Origin of the sequence: Limnoglobus roseus (genome assembly GCF_008254045.1) — a bacterium.
GTDB lineage: Bacteria > Planctomycetota > Planctomycetia > Gemmatales > Gemmataceae > Limnoglobus > Limnoglobus roseus.
In genome coordinates this window covers 5,440,650-5,467,545 of the sequence record NZ_CP042425.1, presented here as the reverse complement: position 1 = coordinate 5,467,545, position 26,896 = coordinate 5,440,650, and the positions used below count along the sequence as shown (strand labels likewise).

Annotated in this window: 27 protein-coding genes and 1 pseudogene; 9 read left to right on the top strand and 19 right to left on the bottom strand. The window is 64.1% G+C overall.

What is annotated here, in order from left to right:
- Positions 1-216: 216 nt before the first annotated feature.
- The 4 genes and pseudogenes from PX52LOC_RS41695 to PX52LOC_RS23065 form a co-directional block, all read right to left on the bottom strand.
- The gene (locus tag PX52LOC_RS41695; protein WP_246173447.1) at positions 217-4,176 is read right to left on the bottom strand and encodes a PAS domain-containing hybrid sensor histidine kinase/response regulator; all 3,960 of its coding nucleotides are present in this window, start codon (positions 4,174-4,176) and stop codon (positions 217-219) included.
- Positions 4,177-4,278: 102 nt separating this feature from the next.
- Positions 4,279-4,545 (bottom strand): annotated as a pseudogene (locus tag PX52LOC_RS44045) (response regulator); the annotation flags it as partial.
- A gap of 528 nt (positions 4,546-5,073) precedes the next feature.
- Positions 5,074-6,306, bottom strand: a complete 1,233-nt coding sequence (locus tag PX52LOC_RS23070) for an IS701 family transposase (protein WP_149112303.1) — start codon at positions 6,304-6,306, stop codon at positions 5,074-5,076.
- A 71-nt stretch (positions 6,307-6,377) separates the two neighbouring features.
- Entirely contained in the window at positions 6,378-6,629 is a 252-nt protein-coding gene (locus PX52LOC_RS23065; protein WP_261368420.1) for a transposase, read from the bottom strand.
- Between the two features lie 716 nt (positions 6,630-7,345).
- Between PX52LOC_RS23065 and PX52LOC_RS23060 the strand changes: the two genes are divergently transcribed.
- Positions 7,346-7,828 (top strand): fasciclin domain-containing protein, encoded by a 483-nt coding sequence (locus PX52LOC_RS23060; RefSeq protein WP_149112301.1) that lies wholly within the window; start codon positions 7,346-7,348, stop codon positions 7,826-7,828.
- Positions 7,829-7,909: 81 nt separating this feature from the next.
- On the opposite strand, the gene PX52LOC_RS23055 is transcribed toward PX52LOC_RS23060, so the two are convergent.
- Positions 7,910-8,734 carry an ATP-binding protein gene (locus tag PX52LOC_RS23055; RefSeq protein ID WP_168219156.1) on the bottom strand — a complete coding sequence of 275 codons (825 nt, stop codon included), beginning with the start codon at positions 8,732-8,734 and terminating at the stop codon, positions 7,910-7,912.
- A 114-nt stretch (positions 8,735-8,848) separates the two neighbouring features.
- Between PX52LOC_RS23055 and PX52LOC_RS23050 the strand changes: the two genes are divergently transcribed.
- Together PX52LOC_RS23050 and PX52LOC_RS23045 are read left to right on the top strand one after the other, a co-directional pair.
- A complete protein-coding gene (locus PX52LOC_RS23050) occupies positions 8,849-10,306 on the top strand; it encodes a DUF6597 domain-containing transcriptional factor (protein ID WP_149112299.1) in 1,458 nt (485 codons plus the stop codon).
- The gene (locus tag PX52LOC_RS23045; protein ID WP_149112298.1) at positions 10,203-10,586 is read left to right on the top strand and encodes a VOC family protein; all 384 of its coding nucleotides are present in this window, start codon (positions 10,203-10,205) and stop codon (positions 10,584-10,586) included. Before PX52LOC_RS23050 ends, PX52LOC_RS23045 begins: the two co-directional genes overlap by 104 nt.
- Before the next feature lie 58 nt (positions 10,587-10,644).
- Here the strand turns inward: PX52LOC_RS23045 and PX52LOC_RS23040 are convergent, their stop codons facing one another.
- The 7 genes from PX52LOC_RS23040 to PX52LOC_RS23010 all read right to left on the bottom strand — a co-directional run bounded on the left by PX52LOC_RS23040 (position 10,645) and on the right by PX52LOC_RS23010 (position 16,590).
- Entirely contained in the window at positions 10,645-10,956 is a 312-nt protein-coding gene (locus tag PX52LOC_RS23040) for a hypothetical protein (RefSeq protein WP_149112297.1), read from the bottom strand.
- A gap of 136 nt (positions 10,957-11,092) precedes the next feature.
- Positions 11,093-12,655 (bottom strand): tyrosine-type recombinase/integrase, encoded by a 1,563-nt coding sequence (locus tag PX52LOC_RS23035; RefSeq protein ID WP_149112296.1) that lies wholly within the window; start codon positions 12,653-12,655, stop codon positions 11,093-11,095.
- Positions 12,656-12,681: 26 nt separating this feature from the next.
- The gene (locus PX52LOC_RS23030; protein WP_168219155.1) at positions 12,682-12,894 is read right to left on the bottom strand and encodes a helix-turn-helix domain-containing protein; all 213 of its coding nucleotides are present in this window, start codon (positions 12,892-12,894) and stop codon (positions 12,682-12,684) included.
- A gap of 182 nt (positions 12,895-13,076) precedes the next feature.
- The gene (locus PX52LOC_RS23025) at positions 13,077-14,402 is read right to left on the bottom strand and encodes a replicative DNA helicase (protein WP_149112294.1); all 1,326 of its coding nucleotides are present in this window, start codon (positions 14,400-14,402) and stop codon (positions 13,077-13,079) included.
- Positions 14,399-15,373 (bottom strand): hypothetical protein, encoded by a 975-nt coding sequence (locus PX52LOC_RS23020; protein ID WP_149112293.1) that lies wholly within the window; start codon positions 15,371-15,373, stop codon positions 14,399-14,401. Before PX52LOC_RS23020 ends, PX52LOC_RS23025 begins: the two co-directional genes overlap by 4 nt.
- Positions 15,374-15,614: 241 nt before the next feature.
- Positions 15,615-15,824 carry a hypothetical protein gene (locus tag PX52LOC_RS23015; RefSeq protein WP_149112292.1) on the bottom strand — a complete coding sequence of 70 codons (210 nt, stop codon included), beginning with the start codon at positions 15,822-15,824 and terminating at the stop codon, positions 15,615-15,617.
- 310 nt (positions 15,825-16,134) lie between these two features.
- On the bottom strand, positions 16,135-16,590 hold the full coding sequence (locus PX52LOC_RS23010) for a hypothetical protein (protein ID WP_149112291.1): 456 nt from the start codon (positions 16,588-16,590) through the stop codon (positions 16,135-16,137).
- A 99-nt stretch (positions 16,591-16,689) separates the two neighbouring features.
- On the opposite strand from PX52LOC_RS23010, the gene PX52LOC_RS23005 reads away from it, so the two are divergent.
- Positions 16,690-17,073, top strand: a complete 384-nt coding sequence (locus PX52LOC_RS23005; RefSeq protein WP_149112290.1) for a hypothetical protein — start codon at positions 16,690-16,692, stop codon at positions 17,071-17,073.
- Between the two features lie 526 nt (positions 17,074-17,599).
- Here the strand turns inward: PX52LOC_RS23005 and PX52LOC_RS23000 are convergent.
- Both PX52LOC_RS23000 and PX52LOC_RS22995 read right to left on the bottom strand, forming a co-directional pair.
- Positions 17,600-17,992, bottom strand: a complete 393-nt coding sequence (locus PX52LOC_RS23000) for a hypothetical protein (protein ID WP_149112289.1) — start codon at positions 17,990-17,992, stop codon at positions 17,600-17,602.
- Between the two features lie 32 nt (positions 17,993-18,024).
- Positions 18,025-18,423 carry a hypothetical protein gene (locus PX52LOC_RS22995; RefSeq protein ID WP_149112288.1) on the bottom strand — a complete coding sequence of 133 codons (399 nt, stop codon included), beginning with the start codon at positions 18,421-18,423 and terminating at the stop codon, positions 18,025-18,027.
- 557 nt (positions 18,424-18,980) lie between these two features.
- Here PX52LOC_RS22995 and tnpC point away from each other — a divergent pair.
- The 3 genes from tnpC (at position 18,981) to PX52LOC_RS44040 (ending at position 21,747) form a co-directional block, all read left to right on the top strand.
- Positions 18,981-20,357 carry an IS66 family transposase gene (gene tnpC, locus PX52LOC_RS22990; RefSeq protein ID WP_149110579.1) on the top strand — a complete coding sequence of 459 codons (1,377 nt, stop codon included), beginning with the start codon at positions 18,981-18,983 and terminating at the stop codon, positions 20,355-20,357.
- A gap of 128 nt (positions 20,358-20,485) precedes the next feature.
- On the top strand, positions 20,486-21,094 hold the full coding sequence (locus tag PX52LOC_RS22985) for a DUF6891 domain-containing protein (protein ID WP_149110580.1): 609 nt from the start codon (positions 20,486-20,488) through the stop codon (positions 21,092-21,094).
- Positions 21,095-21,438: 344 nt separating this feature from the next.
- A complete protein-coding gene (locus PX52LOC_RS44040; protein WP_149115592.1) occupies positions 21,439-21,747 on the top strand; it encodes a helix-turn-helix domain-containing protein in 309 nt (102 codons plus the stop codon).
- An 814-nt stretch (positions 21,748-22,561) separates the two neighbouring features.
- On the opposite strand, the gene PX52LOC_RS22975 is transcribed toward PX52LOC_RS44040, so the two are convergent.
- Positions 22,562-22,750, bottom strand: a complete 189-nt coding sequence (locus PX52LOC_RS22975) for a hypothetical protein (RefSeq protein ID WP_149112287.1) — start codon at positions 22,748-22,750, stop codon at positions 22,562-22,564.
- Positions 22,751-22,951: 201 nt separating this feature from the next.
- Here PX52LOC_RS22975 and PX52LOC_RS22970 point away from each other — a divergent pair, with 201 nt between their 5' ends.
- Entirely contained in the window at positions 22,952-23,272 is a 321-nt protein-coding gene (locus tag PX52LOC_RS22970) for a ribonuclease E inhibitor RraB (RefSeq protein ID WP_149112286.1), read from the top strand.
- 53 nt (positions 23,273-23,325) lie between these two features.
- On the opposite strand, the gene PX52LOC_RS22965 is transcribed toward PX52LOC_RS22970, so the two are convergent.
- A complete protein-coding gene (locus tag PX52LOC_RS22965) occupies positions 23,326-23,529 on the bottom strand; it encodes a hypothetical protein (RefSeq protein ID WP_149112285.1) in 204 nt (67 codons plus the stop codon).
- A 9-nt stretch (positions 23,530-23,538) separates the two neighbouring features.
- The gene (locus PX52LOC_RS22960; RefSeq protein ID WP_168219154.1) at positions 23,539-24,873 is read right to left on the bottom strand and encodes a sigma-70 family RNA polymerase sigma factor; all 1,335 of its coding nucleotides are present in this window, start codon (positions 24,871-24,873) and stop codon (positions 23,539-23,541) included.
- 27 nt (positions 24,874-24,900) lie between these two features.
- Here PX52LOC_RS22960 and PX52LOC_RS22955 point away from each other — a divergent pair, with 27 nt between their 5' ends.
- A complete protein-coding gene (locus tag PX52LOC_RS22955) occupies positions 24,901-25,356 on the top strand; it encodes a transposase (RefSeq protein WP_168219153.1) in 456 nt (151 codons plus the stop codon).
- Between the two features lie 17 nt (positions 25,357-25,373).
- On the opposite strand, the gene PX52LOC_RS22950 is transcribed toward PX52LOC_RS22955, so the two are convergent.
- Complete coding sequence (locus PX52LOC_RS22950) at positions 25,374-25,601, bottom strand: hypothetical protein (protein WP_149112282.1); 228 nt, start codon at positions 25,599-25,601, stop codon at positions 25,374-25,376.
- Between the two features lie 265 nt (positions 25,602-25,866).
- Positions 25,867-26,463 (bottom strand): DUF7691 family protein, encoded by a 597-nt coding sequence (locus PX52LOC_RS22945; protein ID WP_149112281.1) that lies wholly within the window; start codon positions 26,461-26,463, stop codon positions 25,867-25,869.
- Positions 26,464-26,896 lie beyond the last annotated feature (433 nt).

Below are 26,896 nucleotides of genomic sequence, written 5' to 3'. Positions count from 1 at the left end.
CGGTCCGATGCTACGTTTTCCTCCTCAGGGAGGTCACTGTTGCGGCTCAGGCTTCGAGAGATTGTGGCCCCGAAAAGCGAAGCATATGTCGTCCAAGCACCTTCTGTGCCGGTACTGCCCTAGCCGCTATTCTGATCGAGATTAGGCGAAACCGTATCGGGCGGAACGGCGATCTTTCCAGACGACCCATTCCTTCGTCACTACGCCTGCCTCCGGTCACGACTTGATACCGTCAACGATTTTCTTGACCTCGACGGGGTCCGCCGGTTTCACAAGGTGGTGATCGAAGCCCGCTTCCTTGGTTCGCTTGCGGTCTTCTTCCTGTCCCCATCCGGTCAGTGCGACCAACCGCACGCCTCGCAGCTCGATGCTGTGGCGGATGCGGCGCGCGATCTCGTACCCGCTCATCCCGGGCAGCCCGAGGTCGAGCAGGATGAGCTGGGGCCGAAACCGTGCGAGAATTTGAAGGGCTTCGGGGCCGTCGTGCGCGGTTTTCACGGTGTGACCGCCGATCTCCAATAGCATTCCGAGGCTCTCGGCAGAGTCGCGGTTGTCGTCCACGACGAGAATGTCGAGAGACGCTTTCGACTTTTCCGGCCCGGGGTCACCGCCCGCAATCTCGCTCGCCTTCGGGCTTCGTGTCGCGAGCGGCAGGTGGACGGTGAACGTACTCCCCTTGCCGGTGCCAGGGCTCTCGACGGTGACCCTCCCGCCGTGCATCTCGACGAGTCGCCGAACGAGCGTCAGGCCGATGCCGAGCCCGCCCTGGGACCGTTCGAGGGAGGTGCCCACCTGGGTGAACATGTCGAACACCTTCGGAAGCATGTCCGGCGGGATACCTACCCCGGTGTCGAGCACGCGAATAACGGCCTCTTCGCCCTCCGCTTGGGCCGAGAGCGAAATCTGCCCGCCGTGCGGCGTGTACTTCGCCGCGTTGTTGAGCAAGTTGGCGAGCACCTGCACCAACCGCGTCTGATCCCCGTCGAGGATGATCGGCTCCTCGGGCAGGTTCACGACGAGCTTGTGACTCGCGGCCTCGATGAGTTGCCGCGATATCTCAACGGCCGCGTCCACGACCGCGCGTAGCGGCAGGCTCTCGCGCCGGAGAGCTACCTTGCCGCTCGACACGCGCGAGACGTCCATCAAGTCGTCGACAAGGTGGACCATCTGCCCGAGTTGGCGCTCCATCATGCCGAGCGTGCGGGAAAGCCGCGGCTCCGGGGGAACAGCCGCGCGGAGAATCTGCACCCCGTTACGCACCGGGGCGAGAGGGTTCCGAAGTTCATGGGCGAGCGTGGCGAGAAACTCGTCCTTTCGGCGGTCCTGTTCCTGAAGCGCCCGGTAAAGTTGTGCATTTTCGATCGAGACGGTCACCCGCTCGGCCAAGGTCTGAGCGACCCGCAACTCCTCGGAACCGAGCCGTCGTCGCGTAGAAGTGGCTAAGAACGTAATGCTACCGAGAACCTGCCCGCGTGAAAGCAGGGGCACGCTCAGGTACGAGCGCACGCCCATCTCCTTTAGCCGGTCGAGACGTTCCTTGCCCTGCGGGGCCGTCTCCGGATCCAACGCCGACAACTCCGGTACGACCTCCGCTTGGCCCGTCTTGAGGACGTGGGGGACGACTCCCGCAGTCGCGTCGTCGGGCGCGAACGCGGCGTCGGCGGTGCGCGCCGCACGAATTTCCTTGGACTCGGGTGCCGTGACCGTCAATCGCTTCCGCACACCGTCTTGGTCCAGAATGTCGACCACGCACCAATCGGCGAACACGTCGGTGGCCATGTTGGCGATGCGCCCGAGCGTGCTCTGGTAGTCAACTAACTCGGCGAGGGACGCGGTCGCGGTGGCCATGAATTGTACCGCGTCGTCCGCCCGCTTCCGCGCGGTCGCGTCGCGGAACACCTTCCCAAAACCGCGCAGCGTTCCGTCCTCGTGCAGGGCGACCATCACCCCGTCGGCGAAAAACTGCTCCCCGCCCTTCTTTTGGTGCCACCGCTTGTCCTCGGCCCGGCCCGCGCTCGCCGCGGTCGCCATTTCTCGCTTCGGCACCCCGGCCGCGCGGTCCTCGGGCGTAAAGAAAACGTCGGCGGGTTTTCCGACGACATCGGAAGCGGCGTACCCCGTTATCGCTTCGGCACCGCCGAGCCAGTCGAGGACGACGCCCTCCGTGTCGGAGATGACGACGGCGTAGTCCGACGCCGTGTCGAGCATCAATTTGAGCCGCGTGTCCTTCTCGCGCAGCATCGCCTCCGCGCGCACACGGTCCGTGACGTTCGTGAACAACACGGCGACTTGGCGAGCGCCGGGGGCGCCCACCCGAAACGCCGACACGTCGAACCACCGCCCGAGGTCGGCCGCCTGGTCGACGCGGCGTAACGGTTCGCCGGTGAGGGCGACGTTGCCGTAGGCCTCGATCCAACTCGTCTCGTGGTGGGGCATCACCTCCAGCGCGGTCTTCCCGACCGCGTCGACGAGTCCGTTGTGCGCCTCGAACGCCGGGTTGATCAGCTGGTAGCGGTAATCGACCGGCTTGTCGGCGGCGTCGAACACGGGCTCGATCACGCAGTAGCCTTCGTCCATCGAGACGAACAGCGACCGGAACCGCGCCTCGCTCTCCCGGAGCCGCTCTTCGGCGCGACGCCTCTCGGTCACGTCCTGCATCGCGCCGACGACCCGGACGGTTTTCCCGTCCTCGCGGATGCCGTACCCGCGGTCGAGGACGGTCGCGTACCCGCCGTCAGCCTTCAAAAACCGATACTCGTCCGACCAACTCGACCCGCCGTGATCGATCACCGCGTGGATCCCGCCGACGACCCGGTCGCGGTCATCGGAGTGAATGTGCTCGTACCACCACGTGGCGTCGCCGCCGACCTGCTCCCGCCGGTACCCGAACAGGTTCACGACGCCCTCGTTCCACCAGACGCCGTTCGTCCGCATGTCCCAGTCCCACACGGCGTCGTTCGTCGCCTGGGCGACGATCCGGAACCGCTCGTCGCTCGCCCGGACCGCCGCTTCGGCGACCTTCCGGTCCGTGACGTCGACCACCACGCCCGACCAGCCGACGGGGTCGCCCGACGCCCCACGCTCCACCGCCCCGCGGGCGAGAACCCAGCGATCCCCGGCAGGCCCGGTGACGCGGTACTCACTTCGAAAGGGCGTCGCGTCCCGCAGCGTGCGCGCAATTTCTTCTTCCACCCGCGAGCGATCGTCGGCATGAATCGCCGCGACGAATCGCTCGACCGGCAGTGCGGTCGCCTCGTTCGGCTGGACTCCAAAGATCGCTACGAAATTCCGGTCGCCACTGACTTGGTTGGCGGGGATGTCCCAGTAGTAGGTGCCGACCTCGCCCGCCTGGAGTGCGGACTCGCTCCGGCGGCGACTCTCGGCCAGTGCGTGGGCGATTCTTTTTGATTCCGTGATGTCCCGCGCCGTCTTCGACGCCCCGACGATCTCGCCGTGCCCGTCCCGGATCGGGGATATGCTCACGGAGACGTGAACCCGCTCCCCGCCCTTTCGAACCCGCACCGTCTCGAACTGTTCGATCCGCTCCCCCCGGCGGATCTTCGAAAGGATCACGTCTTCCTCGTGCCGTCGCTCCGGGGGAAGTAGAATTCGGATGGAGTTCCCGACCATCTCGGCCGGTGAGTAGCCGAACAACCGCTCGGCCCCCGCGTTCCACGTCTGCACTATGCCGTCGAGAGACTTGCCGACGATGGCGTCGTTCGACGACTCGACGATCGCCGCCAGTCGCGCCCTCTCTTGCTCGGCGTGATTCCGCTCGGTAATGTCGCGAAACACGAGTACCGCGCCGCTGACGGATCCGGTCTCGTCGCGGATCGGCGCGGCCGAATCGTCGATCGGGTATTCGGTGCCGTCGCGGGCCAAGAGGATGGTGTGATTCGCAAGGCCGACGATGTGGCCGGTCTTCAGTGCCCGGAGTGCGGGGTTATCGACCTTTTCGCGGGTCGACTCATTCACGATACGAAACACTTCGGTGAGTAGCTGTCCCTGCGCGTCCTTCACCGGCCAGCCGGTCAATTTCTCCGCGACCGGGTTCATGAACGTGACGCGGCCTTCCACGTCCGTGGAAATGACCGCATCGCCGATGCTCGAGAGCGTAGTACGCCAGAGTCCGCGCTCCTCCCTCGCCCGCCCCGCTTCCTGTTCTGCCGTGGCCACACCCGCCTCACGTGTGCGGCGGTACAGCTCCACGAACACCCCGACCTTAGCGCGTAATGCGACCGGCGAGGTGGGCATTACGAGGAAATCGGTCATTCCGATCGCGTACGCCTCTTCGGCGGGAAACGAACTCCCATCAGAGGTAAGAAAAATGATCGGCGTCGATCGAGACGAGCTCCCCGTCCGAACGGATTTCGCCAGCTCGATGCCCGTAATCCCACGCACATGATCGCCGAGAACGATGACGGCGAAATCGGTGGCACGCGTCTGCTGAAGCGCCTCCTCACCGGATGTCGCGCGGGCGAACGTAAAACCTTCGTCGCCCAAGCCTGCCTCAAGAACCCGGAGGCTTTCCGCACGGTCGTCCACGACCAGAATCTTTAAGCTTTCGTCCTTTTCCACCGTAACTCTCCACTGCCCGGCATCGATACTGCCAAAGCCGAAAACCGCTTAGGTTAGTGCCACGCGACTTTTCCGGGAATGGCGACTTTTCCGGGAATGACGTCAGTCACCTACGTATTCAACCGCGCGAGAAATTTTCGGCCGCGGCTGCAAATTCGATACCGATACGGCATCCCGGATCAACTCTTACTCATGACCTACTATGGCTCTTGGTATCTGTTTCAGGCTGTCAACAGGAAGCCGTATTTGAACCGATTGCTAGCCCCAGAGGGATCTATCTCTGAACACTCGGAGTGCGATCGAGGTTTTTGAAGGACATAATTAGAATTGCATCAATGATTACAAGATTATCGTGGCAAACTTATGACTAGTATTACTCCGTTAATTATGGCGGTCGTTTGCGAAGGAGTTCGGGCACCGTTTGTCGGCAGAGGGGGCAGCGGGCACACCAGCACGCGAGCGGTGCCTGCAGTTGCTCCCGCAACACGGGCAGGGTCAGGCCGGCGGTACTTTTTTTCGGCGGGTGCGGCGGAGGTTCTGCAGGAACGCGCACGCCATGAGCACGAGGACGGCGTGGTGATTCCACCCCCGCCACGACCGGCCCTCGAAGTGATCCAAGCCCAGTTCGTCCTTCAATTCCCGGTAGCTGTGTTCCACCCACCAGCGAGTCTTGGCCGTTGCGACCAACCGCTTCAGGCTCGCCCCTGCGGGCAAGTTGCTGAAGAAGTACTTGGCCGATTCGGCCGCATCCGCCGGCCATTCGGCCAACAGCCAGCAGGCGGCCCCCGGTTCGCGGCCGCTCGACAGCTTGTGCGCCGGCCGGACCCGCCAGGCGGCGAACCGGCCGGTCATCTTCCCCTTCGTCCCCTTCCGCCACGTCACGGCGCGGAAGTCCGTGGTCCGCTCGACGGACCACTGCTTGGCGCTCGGCGATTTCGCCCCGGCCCGGACGCCGGCCGGTCGGGTCGGCGGCCGCCCGGTGCGACCGGCCGGCGGGACCGCCCCGAGGTCGGCGTCGGCCGCCACCACCTTCAGTGTCGAGTCGATCCCGACGTAGTACGTCCGGCCGTCGGCCGCCAGTTGCTCGCGGAATTCGGTTACCGTGCCGAACAGGCTGTCCGCCAGTACGACGCCGCGGAACCCGCGGGCCGCCGCCCGCCGGAGCATGGCCAATGCCATCTGCCACTTCGGTTGGTAGCCGACGCCGGTCGGGACGCCGGCCCGAGCCATGCGGTCGGCGTCGTCCGCCCACGCCTGCGGCAGGTACAACTGCACGTCCAGGCCGACGACCTCCTTGGCCGTCGCGAACTGCAACGTCACGGCGACCTGGCAACTCGCCACTTTGCCCAGGGTGCCGGTGTACTGTCGGGCGACGCCGACGGAGTGCGCGCCCTGCTTGGGGAACCCAGTGTCGTCGATGATGACCACGCCGCCCGTGCCGAACTGCCGGGCGATCCAGGCTTGCAGGCCGTCGCGAACGCCGTCGGCATCCCAGGGGCTTTGGTTGAGGAATTGTTGGAGGGCTTGATCGTAATCCTCGCCGCCCCGCTCGATGGCCCGGAGGCGGGCGGCCATAGGCTCAACACTCTTACGGTGGCCGTCGAGCAGGATGCCCCGCAGGTAGGCGTCGCACCACCGCCGTCGGCGGGCGTTGCCCAGGGTGCCGACGACCGCGTCCAGGAAGGCGGTCAAATCCCGCCGCAACTTGGTGAGCTTCCGTGCGTCCATCCCCACGTCGTAGAGACGGCCAATACACCAAGCAATTATTTTAACGGAGTAATACTAGAGCACTTTGAGTTTCAGTCGAGCAAGTAACCGGCGTGCTGGAAGTAGTTGTGGGCCTGGTCGGCGATCACCCTGTCGAGCGACGCGCCGAACGCCGGCCAGAGCGATTCGATCGTCCGCATCTCCCGCCGCCGGAGTTCGGCCTTCACGCTGCGCGAAGGCTTGCTCGAGGGGTTGAAGTCGGGGCTGTACGGCGGCAGGTACACGGCCCGGGCTTGGAACTCGGCCAGGATGCCGGCCACGCTCGCCATCGTGTGCGTCCGCAGGTTGACTGTGTGTTCTTACTTACTACCAGATAACCCCGATGGTGAACCCGTTGTGACAGCCAAAAGAGTACCCTCCCCGCCGGGAGGCGAGTCGGCCCTTCTGGCTGGAACGCATAACCCCTGATGGAGCCACCCGCCGCTCAAGCCAAGCAGGGTTACGAGGCAACCGCCCCTGCCGATGCACCTGTTCAGCGTTGCCGCCGTCGTGCGAGGGTGCATCACGGTCTCCCGGTGAGTTCTTCTCGTTGGGCCGTCAGGAATCCCGCGGTTGCCCAATGCCTGACCGGACGGCCAGGCGTGACTGACGACGTTCAACCGTTCGGTGACGACTCTGGCGGGGGATAATTTCTGTTGCGCGAAGCAGCCAAATGTGGCAGAAAGGGCTTACACTTATTGGAATCCCCGCGAAGAGTCTTCCAATATTGCCCCGGCGACTCAACATCGTGCGGGGGGGCTTTATCGCACAGTTCGGCTTGATGCGCAACAGAGAACTGATTCGGGGTGCAGTTCAACCGCACGAACCAGCCCGTGACAACCAAGAAAATCAAAGCATCTTTTTTTGAGTTCGTTGTGGAAATCCCACGGGGCCCCGCGACTAGACTGTTTGTGGCTATGGACGTGCCTGGAGTGATCAGGCCGTTCGAGTCCGACGGTTCCGTTCGGCGACCGGCGCCTCTACGCCGGCACCAATCCCTCTTCGCCCGTGGAGCAATGTGATGTTCAAGTCAATGGTCGCGTCCTCGTTCCTGGTGTTAGCAATGGCCGTGTCCCCCGCACGGGCCGACGACACGAAGACGATCGCCGAGGTCATCGCCGGGTCCAAGGACCACACCATCCTGCTCGCCCTGGTCAAGGAAGCCGGGCTGGCCGAAACACTCAGCGGCAAGGGGGAATGGACCGTGTTCGCCCCGACCGACGAGGCGTTCAAGAAGATCGACAAAGACACGCTGGCCAAGGTGAAGGGCGACAAGGAACTGCTCAAGAAGGTCTTGCTGACCCACGCCGTCAAGGGCACGTGGGGCGCCGCGGAAGTCGTGAAGCTCGACGGCAAGGAAGTGGAAACCCTCTCGGGGACGAAGTTCACGATCCACGCCAAGGACAAGACCGTGACGGTCGGCGACGCGAAGGTGACCGCGACCGACCTGAAGGCGAGCAACGGCGTGGTCCACGTCATCGACACCGTGCTGATGCCGAAGTAACGTCGTTTAGCAAGCAGCCGCGATTGACCGAAGCCTGTCGATCGCGGCTCGCTTGTTTCCACTCGCCCTTCCATTCAACCTTCAATGCCGGCGAGGCACGTCCAGCACCTCTCGCACCTTCGTGGCAAGAGAATTGGGTGTGAACGGCTTTTGCAGGAACGGCACCTCCGACGCCGACACGCCCTGCCGCATGATCGCGTCGTCCGTGTACCCGCTCATGAACACCACCTTCGCCTCCGGGTGCTTGTCGAGAATGCCCTCGACGGCCGCCCGCCCTCCGGCCCCGGGCATAACCACGTCGCTCAGCACCAGGTGGATCGGACCTTTGTGGGCTGCGGCCAGTTTCTCCGCCGCCAGCCCGTCGGCCGCCTCTAGCACCGTGTAGCCGAACTTCTTCAGCACCAGCCGCACGAGCGCCCGAACCGCCGTCTCGTCTTCCACCACCAGGACTGTCTCCTGCCCCAGGGGCGACCTGCGGATGCCCGACTTGCCCGCCGCGTCCGCGTTCGCGTCCTTCGTCCAGGGCAGCAACACCTCGAACGTACTTCCCTCGCCCACTTTCGACCGGACCCGCACGTACCCGCCCGCCTGCCGGACAATGCCGTACACGGTGGCCAGGCCGAGGCCCGTGCCTTTGCCCACTTCCTTCGTGGTGAAGAACGGCTCGAACGCCCGGCTCACAACCTCCGGCGGCATGCCCGTCCCGGTGTCCGTGACCGACAACACGGCATACCGACCGGGTGCAACGTCCGCGTCGGCGGAAACCGTCTCGTTCCGGGCCGACACCGTCAGCGTGCCGCCCTTCGGCATGGCGTCCCGGGCGTTGACCGCCAGGTTCAGCAGCACCTGCTCCAACTGCCCGGGGTCGGCGAGCACCGGCCACACCCCGGCCGGCAGGTCGGTCACCAGCCGCACGTTCTAGCCGATCAACCGCCGCAACATGCCGGACGTGTCCGCGGCCGCGTCGCTCACGTTCAGCAACCGCGGCGACACCATCTCCTGACGCCCGGCCAGCGGGCGGTGCTGCTGGACCATGCCCGCCTCTCGCCGGCCGTTCGGGACCGGCTGGCCGCCGCCAGAAGTGGAACGCAACCCATCCTCCTGACGACCGACGAGCGGGACCGACTGGCCGCCGAGATGCGACACTTGGGGGAGTGGGAGCGGGCGGCCGTCCGCCGCCGCGCCCGGGCCATTCTGACCCGGCTCGCGGGGCGGCCGATCCGGAAGCCGCCCGCCGGCCCGCCGGCGTGGGGCGGGTGGTGCGACCCCGCTCCGGCTGCCAACCGCGGGGCGTACCAGTTCCGGGTCGAGTTGCTCGACGCGGCCGACCCGGTGTGGCGGCGGGTGGAGACGACGGACGTGCGGGTGCACGACCTCGCCCGGTACCTGACCGCCGCCCTCGGGTGGGACGACCCGAACCGGTACGCCATCGACGCCGGCGGGGTGCGGTACGGCCCGGACGGTGAATTCGCCGACGCCCGCGCCGTCCGCCTGTCCCAATTCATTGAGTCGTTTTGGTACGTCGAGCACGCTGCGGCCCACCAGTTCGAGCGGCTCTTACCGAACGGCGACACCGACATTGTGATGGCCCTCGGCGGGGGAGGCTTGCGGTTCCGTGACCCGGCCGACCCAACCCGTCAGCGATTCTTCGGTGGGCCAGTCGCTTCGGGGGCGCACTCGGCTTCGTACCTCACCGACACGGACCAGCAGGCCTCGCTCCTCGGCATCCGATTCAAGCCGGGTGGGGCTTACCCGTTCTTGAGAGAACCGCTCGACCGAATTCACAACCGCCAGGTCGTTTTGACCGACCTCTGGGGGCCGTTCGCGGCAGACCTCCACGGTCGGCTGACGGACGCCCGCACCCACGACGAGCGGTTCCAGTTGCTGGAGGAAGCGTTTCTGCACCGCCTACCGCTCTCGGGCCGCCGGCACCCCGCCATCGCCCGCGCGGCGGAGGAATTCGTGGCATCGGGCGGGCGTCTATCGGTCACGCCGCTGTCATTACGAGCGAACCTCAGCCCGCGGCGGTTCATCGAGCTGTTCCGCCGCGAGATCGGGCTGACCCCGAAGACGTTCTGCAAAGTGCAAAGGTTCCAGCGGGCCATTTACCACCTCGACACCTCGCCCCTATCGGGACTCGCTCGCGTTGCCCTGACGTGCGGGTACTACGACCAGGCCCACTTGAACCGCGACTTCCGTGAACTCGCGGGGCATCACGCCCGGAGCGTACCTCGCCAGCCGCGGCCCGCACTACAATCACGTCCCGTTCGACGGGGGTCAAATCCGTCCAATACCCGCCGCCCGCGAGACGCCAAAATGACCCCCGACCGCGATGGCCGAAACTTTCCAGTCGGCCGCGGTCAGGAGGTTCGGGATGAAGATCACAAAAACGACCGTGTCGTTGACCGTGTCCGACGTGTCGGCGTCGGCCGTGTTCCTGTCAACGCACTTCGGGTTCACGGTCGAAATGTCGAATAGCGACTTCGCCAAACTCGCCCGCCCGGACGCCGGGGCCGACGTCGTCTTCGTCCGGTGCGGGATCGAAGTGCTCCCCGAAAGCTACCGCGATCAGCAGGTAGCCGGGTTCATTCTGGCGTTTACCACCACCGGCCTTGAGGACGAAGAACGGCGGCTGCGAGGCGAGGGTGTCGAGATCACCCTGCCACTCCGTGAAGAACCGTGGGGCGAGCGGCTGTTCCAGGTAACCGACCCCAGTGGGATGATCATTCAGCTCGTCGAATGGGTCGCCAGCCCGTAACGCCTTGTGCTGAGGCTAAAGGCACGATGGGGGTTCATCAGCTCGGCCCGCAGCGCTCTCAAGCCTTTTGAACACTGGCTGCCCAGTCCCGGACGACGCGGGCCATCTCGACGAAGACGTCCTCGTTGCTGGTACGGGTTTCTTGAGAACCTTGTACCCGGGGTCTGCCGTGTCGAGTCTGCCACTCGGGGAGGAAGGCCGGGGGACGGAACGGGTTCGGCACGATCTCGCGGATCAGGTTCGCGTGCAGAAGATCGGCTTCACCCTTCAGCCTGGCGTAGCTCGCGACCGTGTCGATGTGCATCTCCGGCAGGCGATGTTCCCAGCGATTCGGATCGGGTAACGCACCACTCGCACGGATTTGAGCCATGCAGGCTCGTGCAGGGTATTCGGTGCAAAGTGTGTGATCCGGGATGGCGCCCGCGTGAAAATCGTGTAAACTGTAAGAAGTGTGCTGTCCGTAAGTCGCTGGAAAGGCTTACCTTACGTTCTCCCAGCATTTCACTCTATTGGTTCGGGACCAAGAGGTCGCAGGTTCGAATCCTGTCAGCCCGACTTTCCGATACGACGTGCCCTTGAGTGACTGATGGTGACTCAAGGGCATTTTCGTTGACATTTCCAGGATTTTTCACCCCAACCCCTTCATTCTCGGCTTGGCCCTCATCAGCCAGGTAAATGACCAGAGAGGGCACGGGGTGACCCGTTTGGACTGGGGCGCATGTAACCGGGGATGTAACGGAAGTCTGGCGGCGGGTGGGCTGAAGAGGGAGGGCGGGCAATTTTTCTACCGCTGCCCGGGTGTCGATCAGTCGCTCGTCCGTGTAAACTCCCATCGTCAGCTTGATGTCCGAATGACGCATGGCTTGCTGGGCTGTTCGCGCTTGCACGCCGGCGCGATTCAGGAGCGTGCCGAACGTCGTCCGCATGGCGTGGACGTCGATTGTCCGCCCCCGGTCGTCGCGCTTCGGGATGCCGGCCGCCCGTAGATCCCGGTCCAGGACGAGCCGGAGGGACGTCGGCACCTTGAACACGCGGTCACGACCCCGCTTTCCGGTGTCGGCCAACCACTGCCCCAAGTCTGCGGCGAGGTCGTCGCGGAGAGCAATCGCGTTGCCCTCACGGCTCTTTTCGTCGGCAGCGTCGAGTTCCAGGAACGCGGCCCCCGGCATCAGGTCGAGTTGGGCCACTTGGAGGGTCCGGAGTTCGTCCGCCCGAAGGCCGGTCAGGACGAGCGTCTTGTAAATCAACGCCCGCTCCCGGCCGACGGCTTCCCACCGGTCGACGGCTTTGGCCGTCAATTTCGCAATCGCCTTACCCCGGTTGTTGCCGCGCCGGATGGTTTGGGCGTCCTTCAGCGGCCGCGTGGCGGCGACGGCCAACAGTCGGCCGAGTTCCTCTTCCGTCAACGATCGCCGCTTCCGCCGCGGATCGGCCTTCGCGTCGGCCTTGTACAACTCGGCGAACCGGTGGGCCGCGAGCCGCCCCTTCGACACGGCCCAGTTACCGAAGGCGATCAGTGATTCCCGGTAGTAGTTCCGGGTGCGGGCCGAATCGCCCGCGGCGCCCCGGTCGGCGAACCACCGTTCCACCGCGGCCATTTCGAAGGCGGCGAGCGTGGCGAACTGGCACTCGGCCGCCACCCGCCGCACGGCGCGAAGCACGTTCTCGCGGTAGACCTTCGAAACTTCCTCGGCTCGCAAGGTCCGCTCGTACTCGGTGAGGTGTTCTTCCAGGGCCGTGGCCGCCTTGCGCACCGTGTCGAGGAGTTTCGGGTCGAGAATGCCGGCCCGAATCTGATCGACTTCCTTTTCCCACCCCGCCAACATCTGCCGGGCCGACTGCTCGTCGCGGCAACCGGTCTTGCGAGTGACCTCCTCGCCCTCGGCGTTGTCATACCGGGCGTGGTACATGGCCGACTTGGTGACGATCTTCGTGCCGTCTTCCGACAGCGGGGCCGTTCGAACCTTCCCGCGCACCCGGTAGCGGGCGAACTTGGACCCGTTCTTCTCGATGATCTCAGCCCCCGGCGGAAGGGGTCGCGTGGTCTTCTGCTGAAAGACAAAGCCCATGACTTGTTCCTCGTCTGTGTTGACCCTTAACGTAAGCCTTGCGACGCGAGTTTCTTCACGATCTCGTCGGGAATCATCACCCGCTTCCCGAACCGGATCGCGCGCACCTTGCCGGCGTCGACCGCGCGGCGAACCGTTCTGACGTGAAGGCCAAGGAACGCGGCCGCGTCGGCAAGCGACCACGGTTTTCCGGGCGGACGTTCGGTTGTTGCCATACTGCTCGATTCGCCTGTGTTCATACGAGGACTCCTTGTAGCTGATGTGGACTGGAAGGGTCGCATTAAGAACTCGACAACTTCGCGCCAAACGCAGAGCGAATTCTCAGATTTCTGTACCGTAATCGGCCTGTTCGGCCCGCTTCGGTTTGGCTGTCGCGGGTTGCACGCGGAGAACGAGCGCGATGTCAGGTTCGTCGCGCATGTTACCGGCCCTCCACAGTTCGCGGTTCGAAGCGGACGAACGGCCGGCGGTAGGTGAGCTGGACGACGCCCCGCGGTCCCTGCCGGTTCTTCTCGATCAGCAGGTCGACGTCCTGCGTCTGCCCTCCTGGCTCGGCCGGCATCGGGTGGAGCATCAGCACGTTGTCCGCGTCCTGCTCGATCTGTCCGGACTCGCGGAGGTCCGACATCTTCGGCTTGCCGTCGGCCCGGCTCTCGACCTGGCGGTTCAGTTGCGCCAAGGCGACGACCGGCACGCCGGCCGACTTCGCGAGTTCCTTCAACCGGGTGGCGATCTTGCCGACTTGCAGGTCGGGACGGTCCCGCGCGTTCTCCGGGTGGACGAGCGTCAGGTAGTCGACGACCACGAGCCCGACGCCGTGCCGGCGGACCGCCCGCCGGACGGTCGACGCGATGCGGGCGGCCGTCTGGCCGACCCGGTCGTCGATCCAGATCCGGGCCTGCCCGTCGACCGTCACCGCGCATACCTTGTCCGCCTCGGTCCGACTGAGCCGGTCTGTCCCGGCGATCCGCTTCAGGTCGACGCCCGCGAGCATCGACAGGAACCGGTCGCCGACCTCCTCGCGAGTCATCTCCAGCGACACGAACAGCCCCGAGACGCCGGCGAAGGCCGCTTGCAACAGGAACCCGGCGGCCATCGCCGTCTTGCCGACGCTCGGCCGGGCGGCGACGACCGTCAACGACCCCGGCCGCAGGCCGTTCAGGAACCCGTCGAGCGCGTCGAACCCGGTGGGCACGCCGCGGAGCGTCGCGCCGCCGTCCGTCTGCCGCTCGTCGATTCGCACCTTGGCCGCCTCGATGCACGCCCCGGCATCGACCAACTCCCGGCCCCGGTCGCCCAACCCCCGGCCGAGGTCGAAGACATTGGCCTCAAGGGCGGCGAGCAGTTCCTCGGGCGGGCCGGAAGCGGCGTGGGCGTCGCGGAGGGTCTCGTGGCACAGGCGAATCACCCGGCGGGCGACGGCCGCCCCGCGGACGATCCCGGCGTGGTGGGCGGCGTTCGCGGCCGTCGGGACGACGTCGTAGACCTCGGCCAAGTACACAGGCCCGCCGACGTCTTCGAGCTGACGGCGGCGGCGAAGTTCTTCCGCAACCGTCACGAGGTCGACGGCTTTGCCGGCCTGCGCCAGGTCGGTCGCCGCCGCGAAAATCTTTTGGTGGGCGTCAAAGTAGAAGTCCTCCGCGCCGACGATGCCGGCCACGTCGTCGTGGCAGGCGGGGTCAACGAGGAACGCGGACAGAACGGCCACTTCGGCCTCGCGGTTCTGGGGCGGGACGCGGTCGTTCATCGGGGGCCTTTCGGGTGGGGTGGTGCGCCGGGGGCGACGGTGACGGGCTGAGCCGGCGGAAACAGTGGCGGGGCCGTGGGCGGTTCGTACCTCTGACCGGGGAGCAGGTCGTACCCGGCGTGGCGGCCCCGATCCGCCGGTCCGGCGCGGGCAGACGGCGTGAATTTGTCCGGGAAGATGTCCGACCAGCAACTGGTGATGGACTTGGCCACGCACTCGGCGGCGGCCGTTGGGCCGAGGGGGATCAACTTCTTGAACTGCCGGCTCGCGGCAATGATCGTGACGGGCTTGCGCCGACCCTTCCGGTCGGCGAGCCACTCGGCCCACGCCTCGCGGAATTCCGGCGTGTCGAGTTCCGGCGGGATCGGCACCGTCGAGCCGTCCGCTTGGGGCTGCTTCGGTTTCTTCACCTTTCCCGTATTCGTTTTGTCGTTCTCGACAGCATCAAGCGACCCGCTTCGGGTCGCGCCCTCTTTTTCAGGTACAGGGTAGGGAAGCGGTATAAGAGGTCCGCTGATTCCCCCGGCTTGCTCCCGGCTTGCTCCCGGCTTGTGTCCGCTGATTCCCCCGGCTTGTGTCCGCACGGGTGCGGAGGAATCCGCGGTGTATTCTTCCGGCGACTCATCCACGGGGGCGTCGGTGAAGGCCTCCACGGCCGGGGGGATCGTCGCCCGGTACCGCCCCGGCACACCCTTCCGTCCTGGCTGGTACGTCAGCCAGCCGGCATCGAAGGCCCGCTTGCGAACGCGGGCGAGCGTGTCTTGGCAGTTCGCGCCGATCAGCGGCATCAACTGGAAATCGTAGAACGTCACCTCGGACAGGTACTTCCTGCTATCCTCCGCCGCCGCGATGACGGTCACGAGGGTGAAGACCTGTGGTCCGAGTTCGTTCGCCACACACGCCTTCGTCATCAGCCTGATGATCCGAAGGGCCCGGATGCCGGGTCGCTTGGCGACATTCTGCTCGCTCATGAGCCGCCCTCCATCGCGAACCGGGTCATGAATTCAATGATCCCAGGACACCGCCTCTCCGCTCGTGCGACAGCATCCTTCCGGCGATGTAGCAGAATCCAGAGCGCGACCAACTCCTGAACCTCGGCGAATGCTTCGGCAAAGGTGGCTGGTCCGCCGCGTTGCGCGGGCGGCCGTTGCAGCTGCCGCATCCTCGCTCGGATGGCTTCCTTCGAGGGCAGCTTGGGTTCAGTTAATTGGCTCACCGGCCGCCCCCCGGTCCGTAGATGTACCGCTCCAAGGCCGCTACCCGCCGGCACAGGTCGCTGAGCATCAACTGCTCGGCGGTCGGCTTTGGGCGGGGCGTGTTTGCCTTCGCGACCTGCTCGGCATGAGTGCCGACCCCGCCAGGAGGCGGGCCAAAGGGGCGGCCGTTGGGCATTAGGCCGTACAGGTCCGATGTTCGACTCATGGCGCGTACCTTTTACGGGCCGACCCGAGCGGGCCGGTTATGCGGGTGATGTTTACCTGGTAGGTTGGCTAGTTCTTCGACAGCGGTAGGGACGCCCCCGCGCGGTCGGACTCAATTTGAACAGCGACCCTGAGCAAGTCCTTGAGCGCACGCCGCTCGGCCAAAGTCTCAGCAAGACGTTTCCGGATCTCGTCGGCCGAGGGTACGGCTTGCAAGGGTGAATGTCGCGGAGCCGCGTCGGTCATAGTTAGCCCTCTCAGTGTGCTGGTGCAGAAGATTACCGTGACGTCATTCACCAGGGGTTAAATTCTCATTCAATTCTCTTCGGAGGATCGGGGGCGAGGTAGATGTAGGTCATCACCTCCCCGTCCGTGTGTTGCTGCACGGTCTCGGGATAGTTGACGGCTTTGAGCAGGCCCCGAACCTTCGAAAGGTGTGTGTGAAGCTTGCCTTCAACTGCGGCTTTCCTCTGAATCTCTCTCTCTTCGAAGGATTCGGTGCCGAGCTGATCCGATGCTTCGAGGATCGCCCGCAGGACGGCGATTGGCTTCGGCTGACCTTCTGCGGACAGGTTCCCGTAGACGATCTTCTTGGGCGAGGGGAAGCCAACTCCACGGAACCGAGGGATGCCATCGGGGCGATTGTCCGGGCTTGTGATCCCCCCTGAACGTGCCCACGCTTCGACCATGTCCAAGACCGGTTCGATCTGGAGTATCCGCCCGAACGGCCGAACTGGGTTGGGAACGGTGCTGTTCAGGCTCAGCATCGCGGCCCAGCACGTAGACGTGATTCTTTGCGCGAACTCGTCCGGTCTGTAGTTCAGAAGATGTTTCGGCGTCGGCCATCGCACCGCCGTGAACGTCTCGTGTTCGAATCGCCGGATCACGCCTCCGTCCGTCCACGCCGCGGGATCGTTCAACCGTACACCTGCGAGGGCTGTGAACAGTTCGTCATTCAGGAGGCAGGAGAGATGCCAGAGCCGAGCGTGGTCGGCGATCCAGTCGGTTGCCAGCACGGCCGCCGCGGACCGAGCTACGCCGACGTACTGCCGCAGTTCAGCAACGCTCGCGATTGTGTCGTGATGGGGAAACGTCTGGTCGCACCACCGCCATTGCCACGCTCGGTCGATGTCTTCGAGGAGAGCACGGCCTCGACACTCATCGGTCGAACTCGCCCATGCTTCGACGGCGTGACGCCAGGCGATACGATCAACGGCGGCACGGCGGAGTCGGACGTCGACGGGGATTAACGAACAAATTGCCGATGACGGCGGAGTGGTCAACATGGGTCTAGTTCCTAGTGTGCGGCCCGGCGGTCCCACGGGTGGGAACTAGTCACCCGTGGGACCGGCCGGCATGGACTCGCTGGTGGCCGCCGGCGAGTCTCCGCTCATAAAGAACCATCGACAGGAGGTCCGAAATGCAGAGTGAAAACCGTTCATTCTTTGAGCACGGTCCCCTCCTACAGCCGTTGCACCCTGTCTCACACGGACGAATCGGAACTCGGGCGCGCGGGAAAACGCCTTGAAAACAAGCGAGACGAGAGCCATGAGCGTGACTGGAGCCTCCGATTCGCCTTGATTTCCAGGGCTTACGAAAATGGTCGTGAAGGCCGCGAGCGGATGGCGGGCGCGAATTCGCCTGTTTTCGAGCCATTTTCTTCGCAGGGAGGGTTGAGCGACGCGAGCGGGGTGAGAATAAGGCCGGCCGGCGGATCGCTCCACCGGCCAGACGACTTCAGATGGCGTTCACCGCCTCACAGGCGGACGGACAACGTCAGCAGATTCCGGTACGCCGAAGGTTTCCCACTGGGCCCAGACGTCGATCCAAGGCGTTGTCGAGATCGTTGTTTTTGCTCAACAACACATAGTTGTTCCCGCGCTCGATTCGATCGACGAGCCTTGAAAGCAAGCCGAGGTTAACCATCATTCGTAAACAGTCCTCCGCGTCCCAGGAGTCCAGTGTCTGCACAAAGTGTTTTAAATCTTCGATGGCTTCGTTCACCTCTTCGAATCCAGTCGGCTTGTCCCAACCCGCCATCAGGTCCGCGGCCGGGTCCGATTCAACGGCGGGCGGCGACTTCTTCAAGACGGCCTTCTTGGGCGTCGGCTTCTTTGTGGCAGGCTTCTTCTTGGCAGGCTTCTTCGTGACTGCAACGGCGTCGGACATGATTACTCTCCATTCTAAGGGTTAAGGAATCGTTACTTCGCCTTCGGCTTTTGAACCGGCGTTGGCGGGAGATTGTTTCCGACCGCGTCGGCAAAGGCCCGAAGCGTGAGGCGAACGGCGGCGACTTGGTCGGCCAAGTCGGGCGTGCCGAAGAGCCGGAAGAATTCAGCGAGCGGGTCGGGAGCGACGGCTATCCACTCCGGCCGCAAATCGAAGCGGAACGTGTCGATCTCATTCAACAAAGCATCCGCGTCGGCCAACATTCGGCGGACCTGCCTGTACCACGAGCAGGCAGGCAACTGCTCCAGGACGTTGAGGTAGGCGGCGACGCGATGCCGGGGCCATCCGGGGAAGGCGTTGCTTGTCCCTACCGGTTGCGGGGCCGACTCACGCACGGCCGTTGAGGCGGGCTTTCGAGTGGCAGTTGCCATCAAGGGTCCTTTCGCGAAGTAGTTGAGTAAAACGCCGGCACCGCCGGCACGGCCGACCAGCACGCAGGTCGGGTGCGATTCATCATGTGCGCGATGCGTCGGTCGATTCGACCGGCAGGACGATCCGCCGGCGGCCTCGCGGCTTCCGCCGCCGCGGCTTCAACGTTTTCACCCACTGGATCAACTCCTCTCTTCGCCACCTCGGCCCGCCTGGAGTCGCGACAGCTTTGGGGAAACGACCTTCAGCCTCCGCCCGTTCAATGCTCGTCTTCCCCATGCACAAAAACTTCACAACACCGCGCTTGTCCAGAAGCGGGCTCGCCTGCATCGAAAGTAAATCTCGAATCTCCCTCAACAATTCAACGGCTTTGCTCATAGCACGATCTCCCTTAAACGCCCGCAGTCGAAGTGATGCGAGCGAGGGGAAAACTATGCGGTCTTTCGTGGTCGTGGCTTGCCTTCACGCGGCCGCTTCCGTGGTCGAGTGGGAGTACTTGTTTAGCGCCCCATCCGGCCCCAGGGCAGTCGAACGCGGGCTGATCTGGTAGTATCGCGGCATGGACGAGCCTGCGTGTCCCCGCTGTCGGGATCTCCTCAAGCGTGTCGCCGAACTCGAAGCCCAGGTCGCCGAGTTGACCCGGAAGCTGGAGGAGGCCGTCCGCGCCGGCAAGCGACAGGCCGCCCCGTTCCGCAAGGGGCCGCCGAAGCCCGACCCAAAGCCGCCCGGCCGCAAGTCGGGCGACGCCCACGGCACTCACGGCCACCGTCCGCCGCCCCCGCCCGAGCAGGTCGCCGAGTGCCACGAGGCGCACCTGCCCGACGCCTGCCCCCACTGTCGGGGCCGCCTCGTCGAGACCGGCACCGCCGACCAGTATCAGACCGAGATCCCCCGCACGCCGCTGATCCGCAAGTTCCGCGTCCACGTCGGACACTGCGAGGGGTGCGGCAAGCGCACCCAGGGCCGGCACCCGCTCCAGACATCCGACGCCCTGGGTGCGGCCGCCAGCCAGGTCGGCCCCGACGCCCAGGCCGCGGCCGCGGTCCTGCACACCCAGATGGGCCTGTCGCACGGGAAGGTCGCGTCGGCCTTCCGGACCCTGTTCGGCATCACCCTGACCCGCGGGGCCAGCGCCCGGATCGACCTGCGGGCCGCGGCCCGGCTCGAACCGGACTACACGCTGATCCTCGACGACGTGCGGTCGTCCGAGCAGATCGCGGCGGACGAGACGGGGTGGCGGGTCGGAGGGCACCCGGCCTGGCTCCACGCCTGGGTCGGTGACCGTGCCACCGCGTACGGCATCGACTCGAAGCGCAGTGCCGACGCCCTGGAGCGGGTGATCGGAGCGGACTGGTCGGGTGTCTTGAGCCACGACGGGTTCGCCTCCTACGAGCGGTTCGAGGGGGCGATCCATCAGCAATGTGTGGCCCACGTGCTCCGCCGCGCCCGCGACCTGCTGGCGACCGCCACCCGCGGGGCCGTTCGCTTCCCGCGGCAGGTGATCGCGCTGTTCACCGAGGCGATCCACTGGCGGAACGGGTACGTGCCGGGGACGTGGACCGACAACCAACTCGACGCGCATCGGGTGTCGTTCGACGACCGCCTGCTGGATCTGGTGCGCCGACCGCGGGCGGTGCCGGAGTACGCTACTCTGGCGCGGCACCTGCGGAACCACTTCGAGCAGTGGTTCGCGTTCGTGTTCGACCCGCGGATCGAGCCGACGAACTGGAAGGCCGAGCAGGCGATCCGCCCGGCGGTAGTGAATCGTAAGGTCTGGGGTGGGAACCGGACGGCGGCAGGTGCGCAGGCGCAGGGCGTACTGATGTCCGTGTTCGAGACGTGCCGCCGCCAGACGCTCTCGGTCGTGGACCACATCAGCCAGACGTTACGCTGGTTCGGCAACCGGCTCCTGACACGCCCGCCGCTGTTCGGGTGATGAACGAGCACCGGAAACGGAGGAAGGCCAGATGCGATTGCCGGAGAAAGAATGCGTGAGCGGGAGAGAAGGAAGTCGTGTCCATTAGTCGCCAACAGGTGACCAACGGGAGAGCCGTTGGTACGTGCGTGGCGGCCAAGAAGAACCAGGAGCGAAGCGGAGCCGGAATGGATAAGGAAGCAGTCGCGGTTGAATCCGTCCGCCAATTCGTGTGGTCGGGTTTTTACGATGCCGACGGGATCGTCGAGATGATCGACGAGGCTGTGCTCAGCCCGGGTGAGCTTGATCACGGCTGGCTCCGAGCTCGCATCGAAGAGGAGTTCCGCAAGAAGCGTGCGGACGAGCTGGCCTGGCCAGCCATCACTGACTGTGACCGCTTGGATCAAGTCTTTGAGTTGTTGGAGCAGCAAGGCATTCTGGCGTTGCAGAACGCGGGCTATACCCAGGACAACGGCCTAGACGATGTGACTCAGTTCTACCACGAGGCTGGTGGTGAGCAGTCGGGCATCGGCGGCTACTGCTTCTACCACGGTCAGGATCTGGAGCGGGTCATGGAGAACGGTGATCTTCATCTTACCTATGGCGATATCCGCGGCGACGACGAGAAAGGCATCGAAATAGGCCGACGGATCAAGCGAGCCTTGGAGACGGCCGGCTTCACCGTGGTTTGGGACGAGGCCATCAAGACACGCCTGCTAGTAAAGGGCATCAAATGGCAGAGACGGCTATCCGAGTAACCGATCGGCGAACGAGACCCAACGAGTTGACCCGCTAAACAAGTACGAGTGGGAAGCGTGGAGCAGTGGAAGCATCGCAACCAGAATGATCAGTGGAGGGACCAATGGCGGACGGACTTATGAAACTTCGTGGCGGGTAGCTGATCGGCGATCAGAAAAATCATCTCGGACTCCTTCGAGACGTACCTTCGACACGGACGATTCGCAACGAGCGTTCGCCTTGCGTGAGGAAGATCAATCAGTTGAAGGTTTGGGGGCGAACCTGTTTGCCTTGCGATTCAGCGTTGCCATGGTACAATAGCATCGTGTTGCAATTTAGTCAACAGCATCCTTTTGGAATTTACATGCCTACGTTTGGCGAAGAGCTACGGCGACTACGAGTCGAACAAGGGATGTCCCAAGAGACACTCGCTGCGGCGGCTGGCCTCACTCAGGGAGGCATCGGGAATATGGAACGGGGCCTGAACAGTGTTAGCGGCTCTGTCCTGTTCCGCCTCTGCCGTGCTCTAAAAGTCCCTTGCACTCACTTTGAGGAAATCCTGGCACCTGAAGACGAGCAGCCACCGATGCCGCCTGCGCCGAAACCGCGAGGCCGGCCGAAGAAGGCCGAAGCGAAGGAACCCGCCAAGCCGAAGAAGAATCCGAGGAAGTGAAGGAGTAGGCCTGTAAACGCGAAGTCAGAAATGGGAAGTTATCGAGAGCGAATCACTTCACGATCATCCTGAAAGAGAGGTCGCGTCTTGGAATGGCTCACTCCTCAACTGTGCATCTCAATGTGTGCACTCGTTACGGCCGTTAGCTCACTTTATGTCGCAGTATCAAACTACCGACGGAGTAATTACCCCGTCCTGCGACTTTGCCAGTTCGAGACAGATTACACCTCCTCCGAGGAAAACAATTCCGCACTGTTTGCACGGATCCAGGTCACTCTTCAAAATTTCGGGATACCCTTGAGCAAACTGTCGATGTCGCTCAAGTTCAAAGTTCCCGATGGCGTGGGAACATGTGCGTATTCCCTTGGTCTTGGAACGGACGACGGCACTTCTATTCGTGATGGTCAGTTCGCCAAGGGCATGTACGTCCGTTTCATTTTGAAGTCTTACAAGCTGGATTCTATAGCGCGCAGTTGGATGAGCCGTTTGATCTGTGCGAGAAGTCAACACACCTCGGTCCAACTCTTCGCGGATAAATATCTTGTCTGGCAACATCGACTTCACGATCGGTTCTGGTGGATCAAGAGTAAGTGGAACTGGATGGCAGTGAAGTGGAATCGACTTTGGAAACAGGACGTGAGAGTCGATGAGTCGGGAAAGATCAAGTTAACCTCGTACTGTCGACTTCCCTTGTTCCGCTCAGACGCTTGGCACGTAGATCAGTTCGTCCGATTTCTCGCAGATGAAGCGAAGAGGCGAAGCAATGCGGAGGCTAGCGGGCTGAGCCACAGTCCTCTGTTGGGATGAATCTCAGTCACAGCGGCGGCCACTGCTTCTCGATGCCTTCCTGCTCGACCTCCCGCACCCGTTCCGTCGTCACGCCGAACCGCTCAGCCACGTGCTGCCGCGACTCAGCCACGCTCGCGCCGGCGTCTTGGGCCGTGACGAGCGCGGCGAAGATTCGCTGGTGGAACGTGCGCTGACGTTGATCGAAGGCGGTCATGATCACATCTCCCCGGGTGAACAAGTCTACCACCCGACCGAACCCGGAAACGATCCTCGGGTGCTTTTCGACAGCCGTCCGCGTGAAGCGGCCGAAACCGCCATCCAATGGCGAAGAATCGCCGGGTCACGACGGCGCACCGCTTGCACATTCCTGTTCGCGGGCCGTGTCGGCCGATCCCTTTCCCCACAAGCAACCCCGATGTCCCTCTTCCTCGATGCCGTCGAAGACGCCCTCCGCGAATGCCAAAAGTCGCGCATGGACCTCGCCCGGCCTCACACCGTGATTTTTGATTACACCTTCGACGAGAAAGCCCCGGCCGGCCGTATGGCCGCCCGAATCAGCGGCGGGGGCGTGACGGCGTTCCTTGATTCGGACGAGCCCGCGGGCCGGTGGACGGTGCGGTGCTTCGTCGTCATGGTCCCGACGCCCGGCGCGATCACGGACGTCGAATTGAAGCTCGCCGCGATCGCGGAGAAATTGGGCGGCCTGTCCGACGGGTGGGAAATTCTCCCGGCGTAGACGAAAGAAGCGGGCCACCGGCTCGCTTCCTATTCCTGATCCGTCCCTCGCGGTCACATGACCGGAGCCGTCGCCCGGTCGTAGCTCTCGTGCCGGGTGAACACGCCGTTGGCGCGAGCCGGATCGCCCGTGTCTTCCACGGTCACGAGGTACCGGCCGGCCGCGACTTCCCCTTCGTAGTACTTCGCGTCGGACTCCGACAGGCCCCAACCCGTCAAGGCCCCGACGAGGCCGACCGCGGCGGCCGACGTGAGCATCAACTACTGCTACCACGGCTTTTCCTTCTTAAACGTACATGTGTAGGTTTTCGACCCTTTTTTCGTTTCAAGCGAGGCCGGTCGCTTGTGTACTCCGGCCCCCGTTTCGACCAACGCACCCTCCCCCAAGCTCATCGAGAACGTGTCGCCGTCGATGGTGTAGACGCCTTCGATGATCTTGTCTTTCTCCTCGAACCCTTTCTTCCAATCTGCGAGGTCGATCGTCTTGACGGCAGCAGTCGGATCGAGTTTGTAGACGAAGAACTTGTCGATGTCGGTCTTTCGGCCTTTTGAAATCTTGATGTGTAAGGTTCCTTGCCTGACGGTCAGTGTCGCCTCGATTTGTCCTTCTACCTTCCCTCTCTCCCCCTCCCAAGCCGCTTCAACCAGCGTCCACACGCCTTGAAACTGCTCGTCATCGGACTTGGCCTTCTTGCCCTTTTCGGCGTCGGCCTGCTTATCCCCTCCAACGGGTTTCTGAGCCTTCAGCGGCTCATCCGCCTGCGTGCGGCAGATCAGCCCAGTCGTCCCGCCGAGGGCGATCACCACCAGCACCCCAGCCAGCACGCTCTTGATCTTGGACACGAACATGACTTTCACCACTCCTTCTGTGAGGGCGGCAACTTTCACGGAGACCACGCCCGCCGCCCGCCCTGCCGCCAGCAGGTTTGCGGCCTTGATCGTGGACGACACCAGCGACGGCGAGACAGACGCCGCCGAACCCGCCGACAGCACCCCCGCCAACACCCCGCCCGACATTACGACGCCCCGCTTGGCGAGCCGCTTCGCCAGCAGTACCCTCGCCCTCGCCAGCCGCCCGCCCACCGTACCTTCCGGCACTCCGAGTTGGCGGGCGACTTCCTTGCGGGTTCGGCCCTCCAAGTCGCACAGGACGACCACGGCCCGGTAGATGTCCGGCAGGCGACTCAACTCCTCGTCCAGTACGGGCTGCAAGTCGTTCCACTGGTCGTTCTGCACGGCTTCGGTGTCGGGCACTTGCTCTACCAGCACTTCCCTCACCCTTCGTCGGGTAGCGGTTCTTCGGGCGTGCAACGCCGTCTGGTGGGCGACCCCGTACAGCCAGTTCCCCACCATCGCCCTCGGCTTGATTGAAGCCGCCTTGCGAACGAGGACGATGAACGTGGCTTGGAAGGCGTCCTCGGCGTCGTGGTGGGCGAGCAGGCGTCGGCACACGCCCCACACCATCGGCCCGTGACGGCGGACGAGGGCGGCGAGAGCGACTTCGTCGTGACGCTCGATGAAACTGTCGAGGAGTTCGTCGTCGCCAAGTCCCACACCGTTCCGCAGAATGGCTCGGCGTAGGTTTTCCATCAGATCGGTCACATCCCCCTCCTCGGCTGGCGTCCTTGCTTGGCCGCTACCTATTATCTGCCGCAGGCCGGTGGTTTGATACACGACTTTTCAGCATACATCTCGCGGAAGAACTTGGAACAGGTGGAGAAGATCGGCGGCGCACCGTACATCCCGTTCAAGACGAACGCCGTCGCGAACAAGAACGGCGAGACGTGGCGGCGGTTGTTCCACGAGTTCAACTTGAACCGGGACGAGTTCTGTCGGCACTACCACCTTCGCAGCAACGTCGAAAGCACGTTCAGCATGGTGAAGGCCAAGTTCCGGGACCACGTTCGGAGCAAGACGGACGTGGCGATGACGAACGAAGTGTTGGCCAAAATCCTCTGCCATAACGTTGTCGTCTGCATCCACGAGATGTTCACGCTCGGCCTTGCGGTCGAGTTCGGCGGCGATGCGGTCGAGCCGAATGTGGATGCCGACGAACCCCGGATCATCAAGTTTCCGGGGGCGTGATGGGTGACTACATGCCACTACGGGTTTTGTAGGTTCCGTGCACGTCTCTTAGCCTCGCGAGCCGCCTTCTCCGCTTCGAGTTCACGTATCCTCGCGTTCGCGTCGTCAATCACCCTCTGTATCTCGTTGTGAAGGATAGTCCGTTCGGCTTGGGTCAGTGCGCCGATGGGCTTTCGCCCCAACTCGCCGATCACATCAACGGGTCCAACCGACAGAACGATAGCGATTAAAGCCACGGGAAACATGCATTTTCCTCCAAGCTGTTTCGCCCCGTCTTCCCACACGACGCAAGCGCGATCGTACCACCACCTGCTTGTCCGTTCCAGCGTTTTCCGGCGCGCGACCCGACCACGGAAAACCGTCTGCCTCAAAACCTCCCGGTCTGCCCCAAAACCGACCCGTCTAGAATGGTTTAGAGGCAACGCCACTCGATGGTTAACCAGGGACTGGACGAGTAAGGGCTCAACGGGGTGGCGATTCCGGTGTATCGCCTGGTACAGCGCGACCATCTCACCGGAAGAAGCCTACCAGGATCGAGTCAGGGGCCGCCCCCGCCGCCTGCAGCCACCCTTGGACCGTCCCCAACGCCGACCGCTCGTCGGCGTCGGCCACCGACGGCAGCAACCGGTCGAGTGGGCCGGCGGCCACACGCATCACGTCGGCCGGCCAGTGGCCGAACTCCAGCAGCCGGTCCCACGGCGACCGGACCGACGGGGCGACGCACCACACGTCAGCAAGCGACAGCGGCACCCCGCCGGCCGCCAGGAGGGCGTCCAGCCGGTTGAACCACTCGACCCGGCACGGGCTGAAGTAGTCGTTGCTGGCCGACTCCCCGTAGTACCGGCAGACCAGCTCGAATGCGGCGGTGTACAGCCCGCCGTCGTCCTCGTCCATGCTCGGGCGGCCGCCGATCAGCTCGGCCACTGCCCCGGCCGCGGTCGGCCCGTCCCACACGTCCGCGTTGTCCGTCTCGAAGTCGCGGTCGAGCTGCTCGATGTCCTCGGCGAACTCGTCCAGCATGGCCGCGACAAGCTCACGGTCCCTACCGCCGGGGGCGGCCAGCAACTCGTCGCGGGGCACCAGGTACGCCATCAGACCCTGGCTCACGTATCGCCCTCCGCCCGCTGGGGCTTCAACGCCGACCAGTGTATTAGCCTGCGCCGGCGCAGTTCAACGCCGGCACGACATTGGAACCGGCTGGCGGCCGCGGGTCAAGAGATCGGGCGGAGGGCCGGCGCGCTACTTAGTGGGCAAACAGTCGCACTCGAACTCACCGTCCCCGTCCAGATCGGCCACGAAGTGCCGGCGCGTTGTTGAGTGGACAACCGGTCCGGCCATCATCTGACGTCAAGTCAAACGCGGGATCGGTCGTTTCTACTCCGCCGCGGTACCGTAACATCCCCGTGAATCCGTGCCTATCCTCGCCGTCGGGAGACCTAAGGCGTTGAAACCGTCCGCGGCGGGTTCCACCGAATGTCGAGAATGCGTAGCGTTCCGGAGCGGGAATCGGGTACGATGGGAGGTTCGCCGCGCGGCCGCG